Source organism: Roseibium album (assembly GCF_001404515.1).
Lineage (GTDB): Bacteria > Pseudomonadota > Alphaproteobacteria > Rhizobiales > Stappiaceae > Roseibium > Roseibium album.
Window position 1 is genome coordinate 181389 of record NZ_CXWE01000004.1, and the last position, 22042, is coordinate 203430.

23 protein-coding genes are annotated in these 22042 nt (G+C 55.9%); 8 read left to right on the forward strand and 15 right to left on the reverse strand.

Translation table 11 applies throughout. The features are described 5' to 3' along the window. The first annotated feature begins 40 nt into the window (after positions 1-40). Positions 41-259, forward strand: coding sequence for a hypothetical protein (locus LA5095_RS14100; protein ID WP_055115997.1), 219 nt, complete (start codon positions 41-43; stop codon positions 257-259). Positions 260-588: 329 nt separating this feature from the next. On the opposite strand, the gene LA5095_RS14105 is transcribed toward LA5095_RS14100, so the two are convergent. Beyond that, positions 589-984 carry a nuclear transport factor 2 family protein gene (locus LA5095_RS14105; protein WP_055115999.1) on the reverse strand — a complete coding sequence of 132 codons (396 nt, stop codon included), beginning with the start codon at positions 982-984 and terminating at the stop codon, positions 589-591. Positions 985-1269: 285 nt separating this feature from the next. Here LA5095_RS14105 and LA5095_RS14110 point away from each other — a divergent pair, with 285 nt between their 5' ends. Further along, positions 1270-1914, forward strand: a complete 645-nt coding sequence (locus LA5095_RS14110) for a LysE family translocator (protein ID WP_055116837.1) — start codon at positions 1270-1272, stop codon at positions 1912-1914. 128 nt (positions 1915-2042) lie between these two features. Here the strand turns inward: LA5095_RS14110 and LA5095_RS14115 are convergent, their stop codons facing one another. The 6 genes from LA5095_RS14115 to LA5095_RS14140 form a co-directional block, all read right to left on the reverse strand. Further along, positions 2043-2561, reverse strand: a complete 519-nt coding sequence (locus tag LA5095_RS14115) for a ricin-type beta-trefoil lectin domain protein (RefSeq protein ID WP_055116001.1) — start codon at positions 2559-2561, stop codon at positions 2043-2045. 27 nt (positions 2562-2588) lie between these two features. Continuing rightward, complete coding sequence (locus LA5095_RS14120; RefSeq protein WP_063832825.1) at positions 2589-3170, reverse strand: cupin domain-containing protein; 582 nt, start codon at positions 3168-3170, stop codon at positions 2589-2591. A gap of 10 nt (positions 3171-3180) precedes the next feature. After that, positions 3181-5073: a TRAP transporter permease gene (locus LA5095_RS14125; protein WP_055116004.1), complete on the reverse strand. Its 1893-nt coding sequence runs from the start codon at positions 5071-5073 to the stop codon at positions 3181-3183. 77 nt (positions 5074-5150) lie between these two features. After that, complete coding sequence (locus LA5095_RS14130; protein WP_055116006.1) at positions 5151-6077, reverse strand: TAXI family TRAP transporter solute-binding subunit; 927 nt, start codon at positions 6075-6077, stop codon at positions 5151-5153. A gap of 128 nt (positions 6078-6205) precedes the next feature. Beyond that, positions 6206-6475 (reverse strand): hypothetical protein, encoded by a 270-nt coding sequence (locus LA5095_RS32405; protein ID WP_144435991.1) that lies wholly within the window; start codon positions 6473-6475, stop codon positions 6206-6208. Positions 6476-6624: 149 nt separating this feature from the next. Next, complete coding sequence (locus tag LA5095_RS14140; RefSeq protein ID WP_055116009.1) at positions 6625-7005, reverse strand: tautomerase family protein; 381 nt, start codon at positions 7003-7005, stop codon at positions 6625-6627. Between the two features lie 94 nt (positions 7006-7099). On the opposite strand from LA5095_RS14140, the gene LA5095_RS14145 reads away from it, so the two are divergent. Next, on the forward strand, positions 7100-7957 hold the full coding sequence (locus LA5095_RS14145) for a LysR family transcriptional regulator (RefSeq protein ID WP_055116011.1): 858 nt from the start codon (positions 7100-7102) through the stop codon (positions 7955-7957). Between the two features lie 242 nt (positions 7958-8199). After that, positions 8200-8634, forward strand: coding sequence for a large conductance mechanosensitive channel protein MscL (gene mscL / locus LA5095_RS14155; protein ID WP_029061701.1), 435 nt, complete (start codon positions 8200-8202; stop codon positions 8632-8634). A 66-nt stretch (positions 8635-8700) separates the two neighbouring features. Here mscL and adhP read toward each other — a convergent pair whose 3' ends face one another. From adhP to cyoA, 5 genes are all read right to left on the reverse strand, one after another. Next, positions 8701-9717, reverse strand: coding sequence for an alcohol dehydrogenase AdhP (adhP, locus tag LA5095_RS14160; RefSeq protein WP_055116839.1), 1017 nt, complete (start codon positions 9715-9717; stop codon positions 8701-8703). A gap of 122 nt (positions 9718-9839) precedes the next feature. Continuing rightward, complete coding sequence (cyoD, locus tag LA5095_RS14165) at positions 9840-10145, reverse strand: cytochrome o ubiquinol oxidase subunit IV (protein WP_082442405.1); 306 nt, start codon at positions 10143-10145, stop codon at positions 9840-9842. 9 nt (positions 10146-10154) lie between these two features. Next, complete coding sequence (gene cyoC, locus LA5095_RS14170) at positions 10155-10760, reverse strand: cytochrome o ubiquinol oxidase subunit III (protein WP_055116015.1); 606 nt, start codon at positions 10758-10760, stop codon at positions 10155-10157. After that, complete coding sequence (cyoB, locus tag LA5095_RS14175) at positions 10760-12799, reverse strand: cytochrome o ubiquinol oxidase subunit I (protein WP_055116017.1); 2040 nt, start codon at positions 12797-12799, stop codon at positions 10760-10762. Before cyoB ends, cyoC begins: the two co-directional genes overlap by 1 nt. Then, a complete protein-coding gene (cyoA, locus tag LA5095_RS14180) occupies positions 12799-13719 on the reverse strand; it encodes a ubiquinol oxidase subunit II (RefSeq protein ID WP_055116019.1) in 921 nt (306 codons plus the stop codon). The genes cyoB and cyoA overlap by 1 nt, the downstream gene beginning before the upstream one ends. A gap of 496 nt (positions 13720-14215) precedes the next feature. Between cyoA and LA5095_RS14185 the strand changes: the two genes are divergently transcribed. The 4 genes from LA5095_RS14185 to LA5095_RS14200 all read left to right on the forward strand — a co-directional run bounded on the left by LA5095_RS14185 (position 14216) and on the right by LA5095_RS14200 (position 18204). Further along, positions 14216-15715, forward strand: coding sequence for a sulfatase-like hydrolase/transferase (locus LA5095_RS14185; protein WP_055116021.1), 1500 nt, complete (start codon positions 14216-14218; stop codon positions 15713-15715). Positions 15716-15795: 80 nt separating this feature from the next. Next, positions 15796-16626 carry a trypsin-like serine peptidase gene (locus tag LA5095_RS14190; RefSeq protein ID WP_055404271.1) on the forward strand — a complete coding sequence of 277 codons (831 nt, stop codon included), beginning with the start codon at positions 15796-15798 and terminating at the stop codon, positions 16624-16626. A gap of 132 nt (positions 16627-16758) precedes the next feature. Continuing rightward, positions 16759-17571, forward strand: a complete 813-nt coding sequence (locus LA5095_RS14195; protein ID WP_055116025.1) for an NAD kinase — start codon at positions 16759-16761, stop codon at positions 17569-17571. 42 nt (positions 17572-17613) lie between these two features. Next, complete coding sequence (locus LA5095_RS14200) at positions 17614-18204, forward strand: Hpt domain-containing protein (RefSeq protein ID WP_208992693.1); 591 nt, start codon at positions 17614-17616, stop codon at positions 18202-18204. 5 nt (positions 18205-18209) lie between these two features. Here the strand turns inward: LA5095_RS14200 and LA5095_RS14205 are convergent, their stop codons facing one another. From LA5095_RS14205 to LA5095_RS14215, 3 genes are all read right to left on the reverse strand, one after another. Then, the gene (locus LA5095_RS14205) at positions 18210-19103 is read right to left on the reverse strand and encodes a DMT family transporter (RefSeq protein WP_055116030.1); all 894 of its coding nucleotides are present in this window, start codon (positions 19101-19103) and stop codon (positions 18210-18212) included. Between the two features lie 144 nt (positions 19104-19247). After that, positions 19248-20402, reverse strand: coding sequence for a DUF2336 domain-containing protein (locus LA5095_RS14210; protein WP_055116032.1), 1155 nt, complete (start codon positions 20400-20402; stop codon positions 19248-19250). Between the two features lie 100 nt (positions 20403-20502). Continuing rightward, a complete protein-coding gene (locus tag LA5095_RS14215) occupies positions 20503-21789 on the reverse strand; it encodes a transglycosylase SLT domain-containing protein (protein WP_144435992.1) in 1287 nt (428 codons plus the stop codon). Positions 21790-22042 lie beyond the last annotated feature (253 nt).

Consider the following 22042-nt stretch of genomic DNA (forward strand, 5'->3'; position numbering starts at 1 on the left):
GAGTAAACTGCGCATTCCTCGACAAGGAGTGCGTTTAGACATGAAAATTCTGAAGCTGGCAAAACAAGACAGCAACGAACAGATTTACATTGCCGCCGATAAAGTGGTTTCGTTTGAAAAGAAGGGAACAGGCACTCTTCTACTCTTGTCATATGGCAAGGGACTTGGTTTTGAGGTCACTCTTCCCCCGGAAGAAATCCATAAACTCCTGGATCCCGACAACACTCCTGGTAACGGTGGCGGTGGCGGATGGGGATAATATGCCTCTTGTTACAAGAAACAAACACCGCACATCTGCACAATACCAAGTCAGGTTAATACAGTCTGATTTCCTGTGAGTTTTGCTCACTTAGAGACGACCACCACGAATAACTTTTTGATTTTATTGGAAGGTAATGACATTCACAATCTCGAAGTCGCGGTTCTAGTCCTGCTGCCGATACCAGCTTGTGAATATTTTGACGATGCTGTTCGAAAAGGCCAGGGAAACGCGCCGTGCGCCAATCTGGCAGGGATGAAATCCTCCGAAGACCTCTCCCCGTACTGCCGCAACGCAAATGGCGTGGACCGAACGGGACCGTGCAGCCGTCAGGTTCCCGCAACCTGCCGATCGTAGTCTTCCGCATCATACCAACCAAGCGATTTCGTCACCTTGAGATCGTCATCGAGATCCCATTCTTCCCATCCGGAGAAACGGACTTTGTTTCCACTTCCCTTGTGGCGACCTTCGAAGGTCCAGGCATAAATCATGTGGCGATCCGCAACGAGAACCGTATCAAGTGCAAGAACGAGATCTGGAAAGTCGGCCATGAATCCCGCCGCCATGTCGGCAATCTGGGATCGGCTCGTCATTGGATCGCCGCCATTCATGCTCATGGTCGTTTGTTCAGCGTAACGGCCAGCAACCATTTCGGGAGACTGGTTGGTCCAGGCAGCGCAGTGGTCCTGGGCAATTTGGTAGGCCGTAACTGGATCGGGTATCATCGAATGGTCCTGCAGCAGTGAATTGGCAATCTCACCGCATGAACGTTAATGTGACCGGCATATGCAATCAATACAGCCTTCCACAAAGCAAAGTTTCCCTCGCACGGCCGGCTTGCGTGATCAGCTCGCCGACCACTGACGTCCCGGTATCAGTGCCGCCTGCTGCCATTTGATACAATGATCGTTGCAGTTTCATGTTTCTGCAAACGACCACTTGCCAGCACGAGCAGCGATGACCGAATGTTGCTGCCAGAATGCAACCCTCTTTTGAAAAGCGAACACTCAATGACCGAGCTCTTCAATCATCTGCCGGGCGTGCTTTTGATCTACGGTGTCTTCCTGCTTCAAAACGCGACACCCGGACCGAATGTCCTCGCGGTGATGGGGACATCGATGTCCGCCGGCCGGCGCCCGGGTCTGGCAGTCAGCCTCGGAGTAGCCGCCGGCACACTCACCTGGTCCACGGCCAGCGTTCTTGGTCTCTCGGCAGTCATTGCGAGCTATGGCCAACTGCTGATTTTCATCAAGATCGCCGGCGGCTGCTATCTGTTCTATCTCGCATACAAGGCGTTCAGGTCTTCATGGTCCAGCATGGACATGGATGATCCTGCCGTGTCTCGCGCCAAACGGTCTTTTGCCGGCAACTTTCGCAAGGGATACTTGTTGAACCTGACAAATCCAAAGGCCGCGCTTGGCTGGATTGCCATCGTTTCACTGGGTCTGGATGCAAATTCACCTGTGTGGGTGTCTAGCGCCATCATCGTCGGAACGACATCGCTCTCTCTCGGGGTTCACGTCCTCTATACGCTTGCATTCTCGACACAGAAAATGGTCTCGATCTATGCAAGAGCACGCCGCCCGGTTCAAGGAATTCTGGGCAGCCTTTTTTCAATCGCAGGCTACAAGCTCCTCACGGCGAAGGTCGACTGACCGGGTTGGAGCCTTCGGGGCAACTTCAGCACCAATCAGAGAGTTGGCTGGCGATTGTGATGACGCCACTTGCGGCTCTTGGCTGGCAAATTGGATCTCGCTTGAAAGACAGTTCCCGGCACGTCCCCTCACCGCTTCTCGCGCCAGGTGATCAGTGCCCGGTTCGCCGAAGCGCAGGCCATGAGAACCAGGTCACGTGACATGAACGGCCCCGCACTGCGACTTGATTCGCCAACCGCGACACAGGCGTCAGGCTGGTTCGCCGGGGCGATGCGTCCATTCGCAAGCTCAAAGGCAAAAACCTGAGTTTTCGCGTCCGAACAATCCCTCAGTCCAAATGCGATTTTCTCGCCCGGGGCGATCAGTTCCATGCACTTGCCGGCGAAGGCAACGGATTTGATCTGGCCCGTTGTCTCGTCAAAGGAAAACTGGACATCGCCGCCCTGCGGCTTGCAGGAATGGGCGTGAAGATTTTCGCCAAAGCCCCGTCCTTGCGTATCGATGCACCAGCCGAGACGGTCGGCCTCGTCCAGATTGTCGGCGAGATAAATCACCGGAGCAGGCGTTTTGAGGTCCGGGGCTTCCGCCAGCGCCGGACTTGAGGCGGCAATCGCAAGGCATGCCGGGATTAGGCCAAGTACGCGCATTTCAAATTCCTTCTTCCGTCAAAGCCTTTAGCGGTGCGGAACACCCTTTTGATTCTCTTTTGCAGCGCCGCGACGGGTGACCCCGTCCACGAGCACGAAGGCAATGGAACATGGCTCTGTGCCCCTGTTGGCCCAGGCATGGTTTGTTCCGCGCTGGATGACGACATCGCCCGCCTTGAGCAGAACATCGTCTTCATCCATCAGCATGTAGATCTCGCCGGTCAGGACAACCGCATAATCGACGCTGTCAGTCCTGTGCATCCAGGGATGACGCGCATCTTCCACGATATTGTCGCCCGCGCCCATTTCGGCAAAGGCGGCCTTGCCGTCGAGCATTTTCATCACCTCAGGGTCCTCCGGCATGAACTCGACCACCCGGAAAACGCTGCCGTTTTCCGGTGGATGCAAAGTGAAGGGCCCGTCGCAGGTTTCCGTAGCCGCGTCATATTCGGCCGGTGTTCCGTCCGACAACCAGAAATTGGTCAGCGTCACACCCGGCCTGTTCTCTCGCTGCAAGCGGTGCGTCGCGATACCGTCGCTCTCGACAATCGCCACACCGTTTTCGTCGTGCCCGGTGACAACGCGTCTGAATTCTCTCGCCATGGTCATTCCGTTTGCTTCAGGATTTCAGGGAAACTTGCCGGGCAGCCCGCTGCTGGATAAAAAGCCAGCCGAGCAATACCGCGCCGACAAGTGCGGTGGGCCAGAACTGCGCAAGCAGACACAACCCGGCGCCCAGTGCGACAGCACGGTTTGCCGCCGAAAGCGGCGAAAAGAGACAACCGACCACACCGGCAGCAACAGCTCCGACACCGGCAAAACCGGTGATCACGGCAAGAAGATTGCCGAAAACATCGCCCTGCATCAGGAGACCTGGTCCGAAGACAAAGGCAAAGGGCAAGACGAAACTCGTCGTGGCATAGGAAGCTGCCGTCCAGCCGACCTTGTTGACGTCGGCTCCGGCAATACCGCCAGCAACATAGGACGCAAGCGCAACCGGCGGCGTAATGGTCGAGATGCAGCCGTAATAGAAGACAAAGAAATGGGCCGTCAGCATCGGAACACCGAATTTGACCAGCGCCGGGGCAACCACCGTTGCCAGGATCAGATAGGCCGCCGTCGTTGGAAGCCCCATCCCCAGTATGATCGACGCAACCATTGTGAACAGAAGTGCCAGGATGAGCTGACCGTTGGAGGCAACGTCAATCAGAAGCGCTATCTTGGAGCCGAGGCCGGTAATCCCGAGCGTTCCCGAAATGACACCTGCCGCCGCGCAGGCCGCCGAAATGGTTATGACATTGCGCGATCCTTCCGCAATGCTGCCCGCGATTTTCCTGATCAGGTCCAGGTCAATCCGCCGCGACCTGACAATGTCCAGTCCGATCAGCGCCGCCATGCCCCACAGCGATGCCTTGAAAGGCGAAAAACCTGAGAGCATCAGTGCGAGCAACACGGCAAACGCTCCGATGAACGGAGCGCCCTGGATCAACACCCGGGAAAGCGGCCGCCCGTCGCTCTGATCATCTGCCCTCGGTTCAATGCCGGACTTTACCGCCTGCAGGTGCACAACGAAAAAGGCAGAGCCGAAGAACAACAGCGCCGGCAGAATGGCAACCGCCATGACGGTGGTGTAGGGAACCCCGACGATCTCGGCCATGATGAATGCCGCAGCACCCATGACCGGTGGCATCAGCTGCCCGCCGGTCGACGCGACGGCTTCGATAGCACCCGCCTGATGAGGCTGATAGCCCTCGCGCTTCATGATGGGAATGGTCACCGTGCCCGTGACCGCGACATTGCCGGCTGCGGATCCGGACACCATGCCGATCAGCGTTGAAAACAATACGGCGGACTTTGCACTCGCCGCGCGTAAACCCCGGGTCAGGCGAATGGAAATCTCGAAGAAGAAGTCACCGGCTCCGAACCGGGACAACATCGCGCCGAATATCGTGAAAACGATTATATAGGTTGCGGCAACGCCGATCGGGATGCCGTAGACCCCCTGCGTATCAGTGGTCAGGAAGAGCACCATTCGTTCAAGGCTATAGCCGCGCCCATTCAGAATTCCCGGCAGATAGGGACTGATGAAGGGATAGCAGAAGAAGACCAGCGTGATGATCGCAAGGATCAGCCCAATGCCTCGGCGCGCGGCTTCGAAGACCAGGATGAGAATGACAAGACCGGCATAATAGTCCCCATCCGTCGTCAACCCGCCGCTGAAGGCAATCGACTTCCAGCGCGAGATGAGCCAGAGGCTCGCTCCGAGAATGGCAAGGATCAACACCCCGGTAAGAGCAAGATCTGTCTTTGTGCCCGCCAGACGCTTCGAGGCCGGCTTCAGGGCGAACAGCAGCGAGAATGCCATCGCGACGTGCACCAGGCGCAATGGCATCGTTGAAATCGAGATCACGCCGGAGACGGCTGCAAGATGAAAGAGACCAAGGCAGAACGCCGCGACAAGAATCGCGGTTCGCTTGTCTAGAAGGGATGTCCCGGGCTCCCGCTCCTGCACGCGGTTTTCCTTTCCTCATGATAGCTCACGAGCCCGCTCTTGCGGGCCCGCGGCGATTTTTGCACGCTGATTTCCGGTTACTTGTTGAAGTAACGTGCCGCACCTTCGTGGAGCGGTATGGCAAGGTTCAACGAATTCGCAGGATCGATCTGCTTGGCATTGGCATTCTCGGCCTGGAACTCCTCCAGATTGTCGAAGACCGCCGTCACGATCTTCTCAACGACATCCGCAGACAGGGAATTGGGTACGATCAGCATGTTGTTGACACCGATAACAGTCCCCGGTTCCGCCGTTCCATAAACATCGGCCGGTATTTCAACGGGCTTGAAGGCTCCGTTCTTCTCCAAGGCCTTGTCGAGAATACCGTCCGAAAAATCGATGAACCTCAACTTGTTGCCGGCCGCAGCCTGCATGACCGCCCCGGCTGGATAGCCTGACAGGGCAAAGGCCGCATCGACATTGCCGTCGCTCAGCTGGCTGAAACCGTCCGAATAGGAAAGGAAACTCGGCACGATATCGTCCATTGACATGTCGTGCAGCGGCAGCAGGAAATTCATGAATCCAAGCGTCCCGCCACCAGCCGGCCCGACCGCGACCCGTTTGCCCTTGAGGTCCTCGATGGTCTTGATGTCGGATCCTTCCAACACGATCATGTGCAGCACACTCGGGTGAAGCGCAGCCACTGCACTCATGTCAATCGCACCGCTCTTGTAAGGGCCCTTCCCGTTCAAGGCCAACACAGCCAGATTGTTGTTGGTGATGGCGATTTCGACCTCACCACTGTCAATGAGCCTGGGATTCTGAACAGAACCGCCGGTCACCACGGGGACCATCGAAATGTCATCGCCCGCGTATTTGTTGACCAGGTTGGAGATACTTTGGCCCATCGGATAGAAGGCTCCACCCAGGCTCGCTGTCCCAATACGCAGTTCTTCGGCCTGCGCAAAGGTTGCCGAAAGAAGCAGTCCACAGGCAAGGCTTGCAGATTTTATCATGTCAAACATCGTGTCCTCCCGATTTTGTGATCAGAATAGACGATATTTATCTTGCTTCAACATTTTTATCGATATTTTCGCTTCAGGTCGCTATTCGATTTGCTTATTCAGCGCCATCGGGACCTCGCCGCGTCAGTTCATTCGACATTGCCGATGTATTTTGCCTGATCGATCAGTTCCTGGCATTTCTGTTCGTTGCCGGATTTACGTTCCTTGTTGGCATCTTCCAGCAAAGCGCGCATCTTTTCCGCAACCGTGATGTCTATTCCGGTACGCTTTGCATGATCGATTGCGTATTCCACCTTGCTGATGTCCTGGGCACAGGTGGCTGAGGCGCTGTGGGCGGAAAGCCCCAACACGACAAAAGAAATAAGCAGCAGACCTTTGAAACCGGTGAGCACACGCATCAGGATTCTCCTTCGGGTTGAACAACCGCGATGCTGACAAGTGATTGTGAAAAACTCTTGTTCATGCTCCGGAAAAATCGACGGGTCTGCCGCTTTTTCCTCGTAAGCCGGGCAGCCGGTCATCGTCAGATGACCTGGCACGGGTGAAGTCATGCATATTGGGCAATACCGTTGCCGAGTGACCAGTTCTCCTTGTCGACTTCCACCAGGCTGACAAAAACATCCTCACGTCGGATTTCCGGATTGTTGCCGAGCAAGTCGGCGATACGCCGAAAGAGCGCTTTTTTCTGTTCGGAAGTTCGCGTGTTGTTCGCAGTGATCTGGATGAAGACAAGATCATCGCTTCGGGCAATATCGAGATAGGACGCGCCGTAGCGGAAATTGGCTGCTGTGTGCTCGGTGATTGTCATGAACTGGTCGTCTTCAGGCACGTTGAATTCTTCGTTCATCGCACGGTAGACGCCATCGAAAATAGCTTGCCGGTATGCTTCTGATTTTCCGGTTCTGAGTGAAACATGGACGAGTGGCATTCTGGGATCCTTTCCGAATTGTCGGTTTCACCCTAGAGAGATCGCTTACATTAAGATATACAATGAAAAACGATATCAAAAATTGAGAAACTAAATGAATGATCGCCCACTCGATCTTGATGCAGTCAGGACCTTTGTCCGAATTGCCGAGCTCGGCAGCTTCACGCGCGCAGCAGAAGCAACCAGTGCAACCCAGTCGACTGTCAGCCTGAAACTGAAACGACTGGAGGAACGCCTTGGTTGCAAGCTGATCGAAAGGACACCGAGATATGTGCACCTGTCGGCACAGGGCGCAACGTTTCTGGAGCATGCCCGCGAACTGCTGAAGAAACACGACAGCGCCCTGGCTGCCCTGACCGGGTCCCGCCAACGCCTGACAATCGGGATAAGCGATCACGTCGCAGGTCCTGAATTGCCATTGTTGATCTCCCGCATGAATGCGCAGGATCGTCATCTTCTCATCGAGATCCGGATCGGATCATCCGGCGAGTTGTTGAAATGCTATGACCGGTACGAACTCGATACGGTGATCGTACGGCTGAACGACGGGCGAAGCGACGGCAGGTTTCTTGCGGAGGAGAAGTTCGGTTGGTACGCCGCACAGGGCTGGCAGCATCACGCCAATGAGCCGTTGCCGGTGGCAACCATGCCGGAACCCTGCGGTGTGCGTATCATTGCCGGCAAACTCCTCGATGAGGCAGGTATTGCATGGAAGGAAGTGTTCTCCGGTGGTGGTGTTACCGCAGTATCCGCTGCCGTCATGGCCGAACTGGGTGTGGCAGCCCTGGCCAGACGCATGTTGCCACTGGGAGCTGTCGAGGTCGGTTCAAAACTCGACTTGCCGGAACTGCCTTCCCTGCCGATTGTTCTTCACACCAGAGTGCGTGAGGGCAGACCGAGCGACGCCATCACCGCATTGTCTGCGGCTCTCAGGAGTGCAGTAAAGAATTGAACCAGTCCAGCGATATGATTACGTACATCGGCCGTGCGACCGTCTGCTGAGCACTTTTTCTACATCCTGTTATTGATCAAGGCAGAGGGAAACAGAGAACTGGTTGCCGACAAACCGCAGGCCCGTGAAGGATGCCCGGCCGGATTTAAAAAAAATCCACAGGTGCTGACATTTTTTGTAGGCTCCATTGATCGCAAGTTGGACAGGAACTTGCTGCCTTGTGCAAAAATCGGGAGGGAAGTGTGATTAATGAATTCAAGGATTTCATTGCCAAGGGCAATGTCATGGATATGGCCGTCGGTATCATTATCGGAGCAGCATTCACAGCGATCGTGACATCGCTGGTAGGAGACCTGATCAATCCGATAATCGGACTGGTGTCAGGCGGCGTGGATTTTACCAATAACTACGCCGTCCTTGCCGGCGATGTTCCCGAAGGCGCTTCGCTAGAGGCCGCCCGTGAAGCCGGAGCATCGGTTTTCGCCTATGGTGCTTTCATCATGGCGGTCATCAATTTCCTGATCATCGCCTGGGTGGTTTTCATGCTGGTCAAGTCCGTCAACAGGATCAAGGATGCAGCGACCCCGCCGGAAGAACCTGCGCCCGAAGAACCCAAGGGGCCAACGGCAGAAGAACTTCTTGCAGAAATCCGTGATGCCTTGAAAGCGAAAGCCTGACGCCCGGTTTTCCTCACGTGGCCAGCAGCTTGCAGAAAAGTTGCTGGCCACGATGGATACACATCGTCAGATCGCCATGACGATCCTGCCGTCGATTGTCCCGGCCTTCATGCGATCAAAAATGCTGTTGACGTCGGAAAGCGTCTCTTCCGAATAGTGTGCGCTGACCTTTCCTTCCGCGGCAAACTGCAGGGATTCAGCCAGGTCAAGACGCGTGCCAACGATCGATCCACGGATCGTTTTCCGGTTCAGTACAGTGTCGAAAATGGAGAGTGGAAAGTCCTCGGGCGGCAAGCCGACAAGGCTCATGGTGCCACCGCGTGCCAGCATCCCGACACCCTGCTCGAAAGACTTCCCTGCGACCGCCGTCACCAGGACGCCTTCTGCGCCCCCACCGGCCTGCACTTCCGCAACCGGGTCGGTCTCCAGCGCGTTTATGGTCATGTCGGCTCCAAGAGACCTGGCAAGCGTGAGCTTGTCTTCAGCGATATCGACCGCGATAACATGCAGCCCCATCGCTTTTGCGTATTGCACCGCCATGTGTCCGAGCCCGCCGATGCCGGAAACAACGACGGTTTGTCCCGGACGGGTGTCCGTTTCCTTCAAACCCTTGTAGACGGTTACGCCAGCGCAAAGAACGGGTGCTGCCGGTGCAAACTCCAGCCCGTCCGGAATGTGTCCGACATAGTCCGGATCTGCCAAGACATAGTCCGCAAAACCGCCATTCACGCTGTAGCCGGTATTTTGCTGATCGGTGCAGAGTGTTTCCCAACCGCCGGTGCAATGCTTGCAGTGTCCACAGGCGGAATGCAGCCAGGGAACACCAACACGATCGCCTTCCTTGACGGATGTGACGCCCGCCCCAACTTCGGCAACATATCCCACGCCTTCATGTCCGGGAATGAAAGGAGGACTTGGTTTCACGGGCCAGTCGCCGCCGGCGGCGTGTAGATCGGTGTGGCAGACGCCGGAGGCGACCATCTTGACGACGATCTTGCCGTTTGCAACCTCAGGCTTTTCAACTTCGCAAAGATCGAGCGGTGCTCCGAATTCGCGGACGACAGCGGCTTGCATTGTCGACATGAGTGTCCCCTTTGCCTGGTTCAAGACAAGGGCCAATTTCGCACGAAATGCCACCACCGTCATTGACCCAACGCAATTTTTAGGCGCAATCGGGTAATATTACATCTTCTTCCCGCGGATGGTCACATCATGCGATGATGCAGATCCATCATGATCCAGAGACTGCCGCCGACCATGATGAAAATCAGAACAGCGGCAAAACCGAGGAAGAAGAGATTTTCAGCAGGCGTCGACCTGAGGTTGAGGTGCAGAAAGAAAACGAGATGCACCACGACCTGCAGCACGGCTGCCACCGCGATGACATAGTAGACCGCAGGCCCGGTCAGCAGTTCGCCCCAGACCAGGGCGAATGGAATCGCGGTCAAAACGACCGCGAGCACGAAACCGGTAAGGTAGGTCGAAAGAGTGCGTTCGGCTGAATGATCCATGGTCCGCTCCTACATCACGCCCGGCAGGTAAACGACCGAGAAGATCCCGATCCAGACTATGTCGAGAAAGTGCCAGAACAGGCCCAGTCTGAAGAGCCGGGACCGGACCGGAATCGTCAGCCCTTTTACAAGAACCTGGCCGATCATGACGCAGATCCCGATGACCCCGAACGCCACATGAAGGCCATGTGTCCCGACAAGCGTGAAGAATGCCGACAGGAAACCGCTCGTCTCCGGTCCCGCGCCCTGTCCGATCATGCCACTGAACTCGATCATCTCCATTGCCAGAAAACCAAGACCGAGCGCCAGCGTTACGAAGAGCCATTGCACCACCCGGCCAGTCTGTCCCAGCGACATGGCAATCGTCGCAAGGCCGAAGGTCAGGCTTGAAAACAGCAACAACGCGGTCTCGCCGGCAGTATGACTGAGATCGAACACGTCCTTTGACGTTGGCCCTGCGGCGGAGTTCTTGGAAAGCACGACATAGGAAGCAAACAGAAGCGCAAAGATAATCGCATCGGTCATCAGATAGACCCAGAACCCGAATTCTCGCGATTCCAGTGATTTTCTTTCCTCGTGCTCGAGGAGGTCTTCGTTCATGGTCGTTTCTGACATTACGCCCTCCCCGCCAATGGTGTGCCGGAGGCAGCCCCGCGCGGTTCGAAATCCCGCATGTCGTGCATGTCCACTGGAGTTATCTGGGCAAGGTGCGCCGCCTCGATCCTGGCTACTTCGGCTGCCGGCATCACGAAATCCGTATCATCGTCACAGGCCCTTATGCCGATGCAAATCAGTATGAGAACGAGTGAAAGCGCCACCAGCCACCATATGTACCATACGAAGGCAAATCCGAGCACGAACGCCATTGCACCGATTACCGGTCCAAGGCCGCTCTTCCTTGGCATGACGATATCTTCGTAATGTGCAGGTGGACGGTATGCGGTTCCGTGAATTTTCATGTCATGAAAGGCATCGACATCCCGGACCTCGGGAAGAACCGCGAAATTATACGGAGCCGGCGGCGAAGACGTCGCCCAGTCCAGTGTGCGGCCGTTCCATGGGTCTCCGGTCACGTCACGTGCGGAGCCCCAGTTTTTGGCTGAAACATAGAGCTGGACGCCAATGCAGATGATGCCGCAAAGGATACAGAGCGCGCCCAGCGCGGCAACGATCAGATAAGGCTGCCAGTTCGGATCCGCATAGTGCTCCATGCGCCGGCTCATTCCCATGAAGCCAAGGACATAAAGCGGCATGAAAGCGAGATAAAAACCGATGAACCAGAACCAGAACGATCGGATACCCCACTTGGCATCCAGCTTGAACCCGAAAGCCTTGGGAAACCAGTAGTTCAATCCGGCAAAATAGCCGAAAAGCGCTCCTGGAATCAGCATGTTGTGAAAATGGGCAACCAGGAACGTTGAGTTGTGCATCAGGTAGTCGGCCGGAGGCAAGGCAAGCAATACGCCCGTGACCCCTCCGATGACAAACGTCACCATGAAGCCGATGGTGTAGACCATGGACGGGTGAAACTCGATCCGCCCGCGGTACATTGTGAACATCCAGTCGAAGATCTTCACCCCGGTCGGCACGGCTATGATCATCGTCGCTATGCCAAACACGGCATTCACGTTTGCCGATGATCCCATGGTGAAGAAATGGTGCAGCCAGACGGTGAAGGAAAGGATTGCTATGCACGCTGTCGCGTAAACCAGCGACTTGTAGCCGAACAGGCGTTTGCGCGAAAATGTTGCCACCACTTCTGAAAAGATGCCGAAGGCCGGAAGGATCAGGATATAGACCTCCGGGTGTCCCCAGATCCAGATCAGATTGGCAAACAGCATCATGTTGCCGCCATCGCCGTTTGTGAAGAAATGGAAGCCGAGTGTGCGGTCCAGCGTGAGTTGCGCCGCGACGACGGTCAACGCCGGAAAGGCAAACGCGATCAGGACCGAAATGCACAGCGCCGTCCATGTGAACAGCGGCATACGCATGTAGGTCATCCCCGGGCACCGGTTCTTGACGATGGTGACAATGAAATTGATACCGGACGCCGTACTGCCGACGCCGCTCACAATCAAGGCCCAAAGCCAGTAGTCGACACCAACACCTGGGCTGAACTCGACGCCGGAGTAAGGGGGATAACCTGTCCAGCCGGCCGTGGAGAATTTGCCGACGACCAGCGACACAAGGACCAGACCCGCCCCGGCGGCCGTCAGCCAGAGACTGACGGAGTTCAGGAAGGGAAAGGCAACGTCTCGCGCACCGATCTGTTGCGGCACGATGATATTGATCAGACCGGTCAGGAAGGGCATTGCAACGAAAAAGATCATGATCGTGCCATGCGAGGAAAAGATCTGCTCGAAATGTTCGGGCGGCAGATAGCCTTCGCTGTTGAGCGCAATCGCCTGCTGGGCGCGCATCATCAGGGCATCGACAAATCCGCGGACGAGCATCACAAGCGCCAGCACGACATACATGATGCCGATCTTCTTGTGGTCGACGCTCGTCAGCCAATCCGTCCAGAGCACTTTCCATGCACGCAGATAGGTAATCAGCAGAAAAACCGCGAGCCCGCCGCAAACAGTAACCGCAGCACCGCCCATGGCGACCCAGGAATAAAGCGGAATGGCTTCGATTGTCAGGCGTCCCAGCATCACGCAGCCCCCCTGCAGATAAGTTCAGCCGCCTTGCTTTCATATGGACCGACGATCGGTGAATACTTGCGCAGGATCAGATTGAAGAGATCTGTCTCGTAAGCGGAATAGTAGGTCACGGGATTTGCAGTGCTCTGTTTGTGAAGCTGCAGATAGGTTTCTGCATCTAGCTTCGCTGTTTCTTCGGCGACCTTGTCCTTCCAGCTGGAAAATCCGTCTCCGCTCAAGGCGTGCGCCTTGAAATGTTGATCGGCAAAACCGTCGCCTGAGTACATAGTGTTTCGCCCCATGAAGACGCCGGGTTCGTCAGCGAGAAGGTTGAGTTCGGAGCGCATGCCCGCCATCGCGTAAATCTGCCCGCCAAGCGCCGGGATCATGAGGGAATTCATGACAGTGTCGGAAGTGATCTCAATCGAGAGCGGACGATCTGCCGGAAAGGCGAGTTCGTTGACGCTGGCCACACCGAGTTCGGGGTAAAGAAATAGCCATTTCCAGTCGAGGGCGACAGCCTGCACCCTGAAGACCGGTTTGTCGGACACGAGTTCCTTGTATGGATCAAGCCTGTGCGTCGACTGCCAGACCAACGTTCCAAGAACAACAATGATTGCCGCGGGAACCAGCCAGACAACCGATTCGATTTTCCAGGAACTGTCCCAATCGGGCGTATACGCTCCCTTGCCGCCGTCCCTGCGATAACGCCAGACGAAATAGAGTGTCAGGACAATGGCGGGAATGGCCACAATCATCATTACTGCAAAAGCGGTGAACAGCAGATTTCGCTCCGCAAGCGCAACCGGCCCCTTCGGAGAGAGTATCGGTGCGTCCGAAACGCCGCATCCTTGCAGGAGAAGGCAGACGCCCAGAAGACCCGCCATCCAGAAATGATTGGAATTTTTGAGGATCGAGCGCGGTATGGTCACTTCAGTAAATGCTCCCCCGAGACGGGACCGCGTGTCCCGTTTGCGATTAATTCAGTGTCGAAAACAGTCTGAAGCAGCCTACTTTCTGCTCAACGCACTGAGCCGATGTCAAAACGATGAACCTGATTGCAACGGAGCCTAGCCGAGCAAGCCTGGGTTTAAAAGAGGACCGACGAGCGAAATCACCCCGCGTGAGAGATCTACCCACAAAATCGAAACTCTCTCTGGAAAACTGAGATCCGGGCAGTTGCATCTATATCGTTTTGCGACGCGGGAAACGTCTGCGAATCGCAGTCGGCGGCACGACGACTCAATGAAGTTAAACCGAACGGTGCGGCACCATGCCCGGCGTCCAAACGCCGGCTTGCAGGTCTTGTCTGTCATCTGACGGAAACTCTGCACGAGACCTTCATCGTGGACTTGCCAATTGATCACGGAATGTGTCTGTTCGATCTCAACTGCCGCGAGACGGCCGCCAAGTCATCTGGATGCATTCATGAGCAATCGCCCGAACATTCTTCTCATTACGGCAGACCAGTGGCGAGGAGACTGCCTTGGAACAGTCGGACATCCGGTCGTAAGGACTCCAAACCTTGATGCATTCGCTGAAAATGCAACGGTGTTTGAACAGCATTATGCGGCCACTGCCCCCTGTTCTCCGTCAAGAGCATCGCTCTACACCGGTCTGTACCAGATGAACCACCGGGTCGTACGCAACGGCGCGCCCCTGGATGACAGGTTCGACAACATAGCCAGAGCCGCTCGAAGAGCGGGATATACGCCAACTCTGTTCGGTTATACCGACACCTCACCTGACCCCAGGCAACACGATCCGAATGATCCTGCCCTAAAAACCTATGAAGGTGTTCTGCCCGGGTTTGCCGTCCGCCAGAGCCTGCACGAAGACGACAAACCCTGGCTCTCCTGGTTGACAACTCGTGGTTATGATCCGGCTGAATTCGACAAGATCCATCAGGTCGAGCAGGAAGAAGACGAGCGTGTTTCCCTGGCTCCGCCCCGCTATTCCCACGATGAGACTCAAACCGCATTCCTGACGAATACATTCCTGACATGGCTCGAAGAACAGAAAGGAGAAGATAGGCCCTGGATGGCGCACGTTTCCTTTCTCCGGCCGCATCCGCCGATCGCTGTTCCAGCGCCTTACAACACCATGTACGATCCTGAGGAAGGTCCTGACTTTGCCGGAGCCGAAAGTGCGGAAAAGGAAGCCTCGGCACATCCTGTCATTGCCGCCTTGCAGGACGTTCAGCGGCTAGCGAGCCACATTCCCGGGGCTTCGGGTCTGGTACGGGATCTTGCCAGGCGGGATCTGGCCCGGATCAGAGCGCTCTACTACGGGATGATCACCGAAGTGGATGCTCAACTGGGGCGGATTTTTTCAGTCCTGGACTCGCTCGAGAACACGATGATCATCTTCACGTCGGATCATGCTGAAATGATGGGTGACCACTGGATGCTCGGCAAGGGTGGTTATTACAAGGAAAGCTATCACATCCCGCTGGTCATCCGCGCACCTTATGCAACCAAAGGAAATCGGGTTACCTCATTCACATCTTCAACAGACGTTTTTCCCACTCTTCTTGACGTCCTGGAAATCGACCCGGAACACGCTCCTGACGGGAGAAGCCTGGCCCCATTCCTGGTTGGTACGACACCAACTGTCTGGCGCGATGCCGCGTTGTGGGAGTTCGATTGCCGCGAGCTGATGAAACGGTGCCCCCACCATTTCCCTGACACCTCCAACCATACCCCGCCCGCGCTTCTGGTGCGAATGGGAGCGGACTGGCAATATGTCCATGTGACAGACCTGCCGGGCATCCTCCTGAAGGACGCCGGCGCGACCGACATTGAAGATTACTCAGATCAATGCCAGGACATAGTCTGTGCCAACATAGAGGCGCTTTTGACCACGCGCCTCAGGCATAATGACGAAACACTCGCAAGGACGCTGGTCTGGGACTACTATGGCCAGTAGAAGGCTTCGCGCTGGATTTTGGTCTTTTTGAACTGCGCAGCCAAAACGTGGCGTGTTTAACAGGACCGGAACCAGAAGTAATGAGTCGAATTGTAATCCGCAGCCAACCGGTCATTTCAGCGCTTCATAAGCTGGTTCGGCTCGCAGTCATATGCCTCGTGGCGGCATCCGCAATCCAGAACTCTTCTGCCGAAGACGCGGAACTCACGGTCATCGACAGCACCGACTATCCCTGGCATTCCATCGGCCGTGTCAATCGCGCGGGATATCGGTCGGTGTCGAGCTGTACGGGCACATTGATCGCTCCCAACAAGGTTCTCACCGCCGCGCACTGCATTGTTTCCAGCAAGACCCAGGAAAAGTTGCCTGCCGACGAAGTCCTCTTCATCGCCGGGGTCCGCCGGGACAAATATGCTGCCAGGCTGGAAGCCGAATGCCTGCTGACAATCGACGGCTACGTCGCCCGCAATCGTCCGAAAGTGGATGAAATTCGCAAGGATCTTGCCCTGATCATATTGAAGGAACCCAGCACACTTTTCCCCTTGCCGCCTTTGACGCCGCAAGAATCGAGGCGCCTGCGCAAGACGACCAGATTCCTGTCTGTCGGATATCGTCGCAGCCGCCCCTACCTGCCGACCGTTGTCCCGTCCTGCTCGGTTCTCGGTAGCCAGGAAGATGTCTGGGTAACCGATTGCAACACCGAGAGCGGCGCATCGGGTGGACCACTCATGGTCAATACGATTTTCGGGCCACGGGTCGCCGCGGTCATGGCTGCCAAAATAAACGATGAACGCTCCATAGTGGTGCCTTTTACGCAATGGCAGGACCTGATCCAGAACGCGTCCTGTGACGGGGCCGAAGAGACCGCGCCACCGGCAGCAGCACAAGAAACGCAAGAGCCGACAAACTGAAGTCGCGGAAAAAAGTCACTGCCCCTTCTTGCAAATCCAGTTATGGTGGTCACCCAGAAACCAAGAGGCTGTGCGTTTCAAAATGGCGCAGCCGGTTGCGGAGACGCTGTCCGCCCAAAAGACCGTTGGACTATGAATCAATCTCCCCTTCCCTTGAAATCAAATGTATTTCGCCCTGGTTCGACGGAAAAGCTGGCATTTGTTGCCAGCGATACCGAGGAGGCGCAACGCGCGGTCGAAGACCTGTCAAATCGCTACGGCAATGTTGACGCCGACGAGGCTGATGTCATTGTGGCGCTTGGTGGAGATGGTCTGATGCTTCAGACGCTTCATGCACATATGGGCAGGGGCAAGCCGATCTATGGCATGAACCGGGGATCGGTCGGCTTCCTCATGAACGAATACCATGAACACGATTTGCGCGACCGGCTTGCAAATGCCGATGTCACGACAATACGCCCGCTGGAACTGACTGCCATAGACGAGACCGGGAAGACACATACGGCACTTGCGATCAACGAGGTCTCGCTGCTTCGACAAACCTCACAAGCCGCGCGTCTGAAAATTTCAGTCGACGACAAGGTTCGCCTCGAGGAACTGGTCTGCGACGGCATCATTGTCGCGACACCGGCCGGCAGCACAGCCTACAATTTGTCGGCACATGGCCCGATCCTCCCGATCACTGCGCAACTGCTTGCGTTGACACCGATCAGTGCCTTCCGTCCCAGACGCTGGCGCGGCGCCCTGCTGCCAAACTGGGCGAAGGTGGACATCGAAATCCTGGAAGCACACAAGCGCCCGGTCAGCGCGTCTGCGGACCACACCGAAATTCGGCATGTCACACATGTCACTGTCAGGGAATCGTCCAAGGCGCAGGGGGAGATCATGTTCGATTCCGATCATGGCTGGGACGAACGCATTTTGACGGAAATGTTCCGTTACTGACAGGAATTCGCCCGAAAATTGATCCTGGCAAGAGCCTGTTAAGTGAGTTCTCCGATACTGTGCACTGGAATTCTCTTCATATCCGCGACGGAGACAGAAGCTGCCATGGCCGAAACTGCCCAGGACCAGAATTACGAAATCTTGACGCCACCGGATGACTTGCGCAGAAAGGTTCGTGAACTGACGCCAAGGGAAGCGAAGAAATTTGATCCGATAAAGGCAGCAGAAGCAGCACTGAACCGTCTGTCCGGTCATTTCGGCAGCTGGATGATCAATGAGACGGTCACCTTGTTGCGTGCCTGGGAAACCGCACAGACCGAGGGCATGACCGAGGAAACTGTCGCCCCGTTGTTCCAGGCCGCACACAATATCAAGGGCCAGGCGCTAACCTTGGGATTCCCATTGGTTGGCCGGGTTGCTGCCAGTTTTTGCCATCTGATAGAAACCGTGCCGTCTCCGGAGAAACTTCCACTACAGCTTACCGAACGTTACGTCGAAGCTATCCGGGCAATGGTCATGGAAGGCGCAAAAGATGACGACAACAGGACCGGCGTGGAATTGCTTGAAACGCTTGATATCGTGACCACTGACTTCCTGAAACAGTTTTCACCGGACACCGGGGGGAACGAGTAGTCCGTTCAATTGGTTTCTTCCGATTGCAGCTTTTGTTCGCGAAAGACAATGTAGCACCCGCTCAATATGATGATGCCGGCGCCGACATAGGTAAGCATGTCCGGTATTTCATCCCAGATGATCCATCCAAGCAAAGTGGCCCAGATCAACGCGCTATATTCGAACGGCGCAACCGTGGCAGCCGACGCGAACCGAAACGCCTGCGTGATCAAGGTGATGCCGGCTGTCCCGAAAATTGCAATTCCGATGAACATCCAGATATCCCCGGATTGAATTTCAACCCAGGCAAAGGGCACGGCAAGTGCGCTCAACAATGCGCCTGCACCGACGAGATAGAGCATCAGTGTCCAGACGCTCTCACGTGGGTCGACCCACCTGGCGCTGATCATCAGGACTGCATACAAGAAAGCCGTGGCGATCGGCAGAAGCGATTCATTTTGAAACGTACCCGCGCCGGGTCTGACAATGACCAGCACACCGGCAAATCCTGCAAGTACCGCAAGCCAACGGCGCCAGCCGACCGTTTCTTTCAAAAACAGAGCTGAAATGGCGGTTATGAAAACTGGAGCCACGAAGACAAGTGCAGTTGCCTCCGCAATTTCAAGGTGTTTCAACCCCGTGAAGAACAGCACCGCCGCCAGCAGCCAAAAGATGCCGCGCAGCAGATGGGCCGCCGGTCTGTAGGAGCGCAACGCGCCCGGTCCGCCCATCGACAGGGCAATCACGATCGCGAACGGCAACGCAATGAGATTGCGTATGAACAGGATCTGTATCGGCGAATATCCGGCGGTCAGAGCCTTGGCAATTGCATCACTGACACTGAGGCTCGCAATGCCCACACTCATGAGCACAATTCCGATGGTTGCCTGCGCGCGTGCGTCGAGCGTTGTGGAGGGCATGGAGCCACCTCGTTCACTTCAAACGCTCACATAATCACCGGTGAAATTGCACAGCAAGGTCGAATCGCCAGCGAGCTGTTCGGGACACGCTGGCATGAAACCAGCCCGGCAAACACATGATATTTTGAGGATAAGGACGAACGACTATGCAGCTCTGGTGACCTGCAACGACCCATTCTTCACCATCAGACGCGCTTCCAGCCTGGCGACTTCAATGGCAAAGCGGCGCAGGAAGGCAGCAACGTCCTCATCTGCACCAAGAGCACCGTCCTGCATTTCTTCCAGCAGTGTCTCCGTCAACATTCTGGCCTCGTCCAAGGCAAGGTCATAGGTGAAGTCGGCATGCGCCTGACGGGCAATATCGATCGATAGCAGGAATGCCTGATGCGCCCGAATCGGAAGACCGGCCTTGCGGAGAATCGCCTGAAGGGCCGACCGGCGAACCGTGACCAGAAGCTTGCAAAGCCTTGGAAGCGGCACCTGGCCGAGATTGGCCAGCGCTGCCGCAAAGAACCGTAAACGGCCACAACACACAGCACGCAACAAAAGCCGGGTGTTCAGCTTGCCGCGCGAGCGCAGGTGTTCGACGAAATCCGGAAGCTCGTCTTCACTCGCCTCAAGCGCCAACCGCAAGACCACCTTGTCTTCCGCGTCACTCAGGAAAGTGTGTCTTTGATGTTCGGGCACCCGCTCCAGCACGATCGGATGATCGTCCAGGTTTGCCGCCAGGCGCATCAACAATTCATAGCGATTGGCAAGAGGCAGGTCCCGGGTTTTCAGCAACTGGTCGCAGATATCCGGTCGGTCCTCAAATCTCTGAGCAAGCCTCAGGAGAGAGGATTGGAGTATCTGCGCGCTGGAATTGTTCAACAAAGCCTGGCAGGCGTCTTCGCTGCCCACTTCACAAAGCGCTGCACTGATCGCTGCCGATAGGCCGTGGCGTTCTGCAATGGCACATTGAACCGCTTCACTGCCACCCGCCAGCAAATCGACCAGCTCGGCATCAGAAAGCAGCGGCGATGACTTGAGTATGATCACCGAAACTTCATCGATGTCACTGGCAAGGCAGCGCACGACAAGTCCGGGGGCAAGTGGGCTGGTTGCCAAAACCCTTGCTATCGCCTTGCGAACGCCCCGGCTCGGGTCGTCCAGGAGAACTGTCAGTGCCGTTGCCATCTCTGCCTGTTCCTGACTGTCGTCCTCGGCGGCAAGATATCGTTCCGCGAATTCCCGCGCGGCGAGAATGTCCTGAATACGATCGTCATCTTTGTTCAAATGCAAAAGGTCATATTTGGTCATGGCGGCAATCGGTCTTTTCTAGGGTCAGCTTGTATCCTGACACCAAAGACTTAACGATCTGTTCACCATAATTTTGCCAATACCTGAAAAAGTCGAACGGTCAGGCAGGTGGCAATAAATCCTTTTGCTCCTCTTCTGCTTTCAGTCTGAGAAATCTGGTCAGATCCAGCGGACCTCCCTGGTCTGCGAGCGCCAGTTCCTGTGCTGCGACCTGGTTGGAAGCCCCGGACAGGGCGCTGAACATCGCCGCTTCTTCAACAGCCGCAAATGCGGACGCAAAGCGGGGATTCACGCCTGCCTGGGAAGATCCCTGATCGTTTCTGAACAGGGCTTCAAACGGATTGGCCGTTTCTGCGGCCTGGAAAGCGGACAGCACGCGCGAGGTTGGCGCGCTTTCATCGCCTCCGTTGATTGAGGCCTGGCGTGGATCTTGTGGCGCCGGTTTTTCAGCGGAACTGACAAGTGTTTCGGAGTTTGCACTGCCCGCCATTTGCGATTGGCGTGCACTGCCCTGTGGTAATGGAACTGATGATTCGGCCAGATTGACCGGATTTCCCGTCGCGAGCTCTGCAGCAGCAGTCACCTGTCCCGGTGCCGGAGGCTTCGCGCGCATCGCGAATGCTGCGGCTGGATCACCGGCCAGATGATCAAAATTCTGATTATCAATCCCGGGCATCGCGTTTACCGGCTTTGCAGTCGGAAGAGCGGCCACGTTTGTCAGCGCGCCTGACGTCCGCAGGTTCGTCTTGCCGCTCGCTTCGGCAATCATGGTCACGGCGTCATGTTTCGATACGATGACCTCATAAACTTCCTGCATTGAACGGGCTTTGCCGTTGCCGTGAAAGAAGATTGGCTTGTTGGCCCGGGCTTGCGCAGAAAACATCTTGTCTGCACGCATATCCGGACTGGCATTGGTCGCATCAATCAATCGGCTGGCCCCGTTGGCGCCAAGAAAATGGGCCATGTAAAGCTCACCATCGGTTGGTTCCCTGCCGATCTTCTGCTCCAGATAGTTTGCATTTTTCTGTGTGAGGGCACCGGCCATCATGGACGAGATCCCCGGATCCTTGCGCAGGTCGAGTATCTCCAGTCGAGCCTGCGGATCCTTGACAAAATATTTGCCATTCTTGGAACGTTGAATTTGGTCGGAGTATTTTTCCAGGCCGTGCCTGGGACCAGCCTCTTTCATCGTCTCCAGCCAGGTCGACTCGATGAACTGGAACAAACCGGTTGCGCTCGACGTCTTTGCCTTCGCAGACGGGTTGAACGACGACTCGCGTGCAGCGGTCTTCACCAGGTAGTCGAACGACGTTCCTGTTGAATTACTCGCAGATTGAAACGCAAGCTCGATCCGAGACGCGACCGAGGGTGTGTCAGCGACATGCATGACCCTGTCTCCTCGACGGAACAAATTATTACTTCGTTAACTTTCGCGTCCAAATGGTTAACAAATACTTAACGACACCCTGTCCCGGTGCCTTTACGGGCTTTGGATGCTGTTTTTCTTCCGGCACACGGCAGATCTCACGATACGTTCTGCCGAAAAAGTGGAAATCGCCTGTTTTTCTCACAAAATCTTGGGAAATCGAAAGAAGCGCGCATCCATGCCTTTGAAACAGAAATGCGCAAACTTGTGAGTC

Bases quoted from the DNA above. Each gene is read 5' to 3' on its own strand.
- LA5095_RS14100 (WP_055115997.1), top strand. From the start codon at position 41: ATGAAAATTCTGAAGCTGGCAAAACAAGACAGCAACGAACAGATTTAC.
- LA5095_RS14105 (WP_055115999.1), bottom strand. From the start codon at position 984: ATGATACCCGATCCAGTTACGGCCTACCAAATTGCCCAGGACCACTGC.
- LA5095_RS14110 (WP_055116837.1), top strand. From the start codon at position 1,270: ATGACCGAGCTCTTCAATCATCTGCCGGGCGTGCTTTTGATCTACGGT.
- LA5095_RS14115 (WP_055116001.1), bottom strand. From the start codon at position 2,561: ATGCGCGTACTTGGCCTAATCCCGGCATGCCTTGCGATTGCCGCCTCA.
- LA5095_RS14120 (WP_063832825.1), bottom strand. From the start codon at position 3,170: ATGACCATGGCGAGAGAATTCAGACGCGTTGTCACCGGGCACGACGAA.
- LA5095_RS14130 (WP_055116006.1), bottom strand. From the start codon at position 6,077: ATGTTTGACATGATAAAATCTGCAAGCCTTGCCTGTGGACTGCTTCTT.
- LA5095_RS32405 (WP_144435991.1), bottom strand. From the start codon at position 6,475: ATGCGTGTGCTCACCGGTTTCAAAGGTCTGCTGCTTATTTCTTTTGTC.
- LA5095_RS14140 (WP_055116009.1), bottom strand. From the start codon at position 7,005: ATGCCACTCGTCCATGTTTCACTCAGAACCGGAAAATCAGAAGCATAC.
- LA5095_RS14145 (WP_055116011.1), top strand. From the start codon at position 7,100: ATGAATGATCGCCCACTCGATCTTGATGCAGTCAGGACCTTTGTCCGA.
- adhP (WP_055116839.1), bottom strand. From the start codon at position 9,717: ATGTCGACAATGCAAGCCGCTGTCGTCCGCGAATTCGGAGCACCGCTC.
- cyoD (WP_082442405.1), bottom strand. From the start codon at position 10,145: ATGGATCATTCAGCCGAACGCACTCTTTCGACCTACCTTACCGGTTTC.
- cyoC (WP_055116015.1), bottom strand. From the start codon at position 10,760: ATGTCAGAAACGACCATGAACGAAGACCTCCTCGAGCACGAGGAAAGA.
- cyoB (WP_055116017.1), bottom strand. From the start codon at position 12,799: ATGCTGGGACGCCTGACAATCGAAGCCATTCCGCTTTATTCCTGGGTC.
- LA5095_RS14185 (WP_055116021.1), top strand. From the start codon at position 14,216: ATGAGCAATCGCCCGAACATTCTTCTCATTACGGCAGACCAGTGGCGA.
- LA5095_RS14190 (WP_055404271.1), top strand. From the start codon at position 15,796: ATGAGTCGAATTGTAATCCGCAGCCAACCGGTCATTTCAGCGCTTCAT.
- LA5095_RS14195 (WP_055116025.1), top strand. From the start codon at position 16,759: ATGAATCAATCTCCCCTTCCCTTGAAATCAAATGTATTTCGCCCTGGT.
- LA5095_RS14205 (WP_055116030.1), bottom strand. From the start codon at position 19,103: ATGCCCTCCACAACGCTCGACGCACGCGCGCAGGCAACCATCGGAATT.
- LA5095_RS14210 (WP_055116032.1), bottom strand. From the start codon at position 20,402: ATGACCAAATATGACCTTTTGCATTTGAACAAAGATGACGATCGTATT.
- LA5095_RS14215 (WP_144435992.1), bottom strand. From the start codon at position 21,789: ATGCATGTCGCTGACACACCCTCGGTCGCGTCTCGGATCGAGCTTGCG.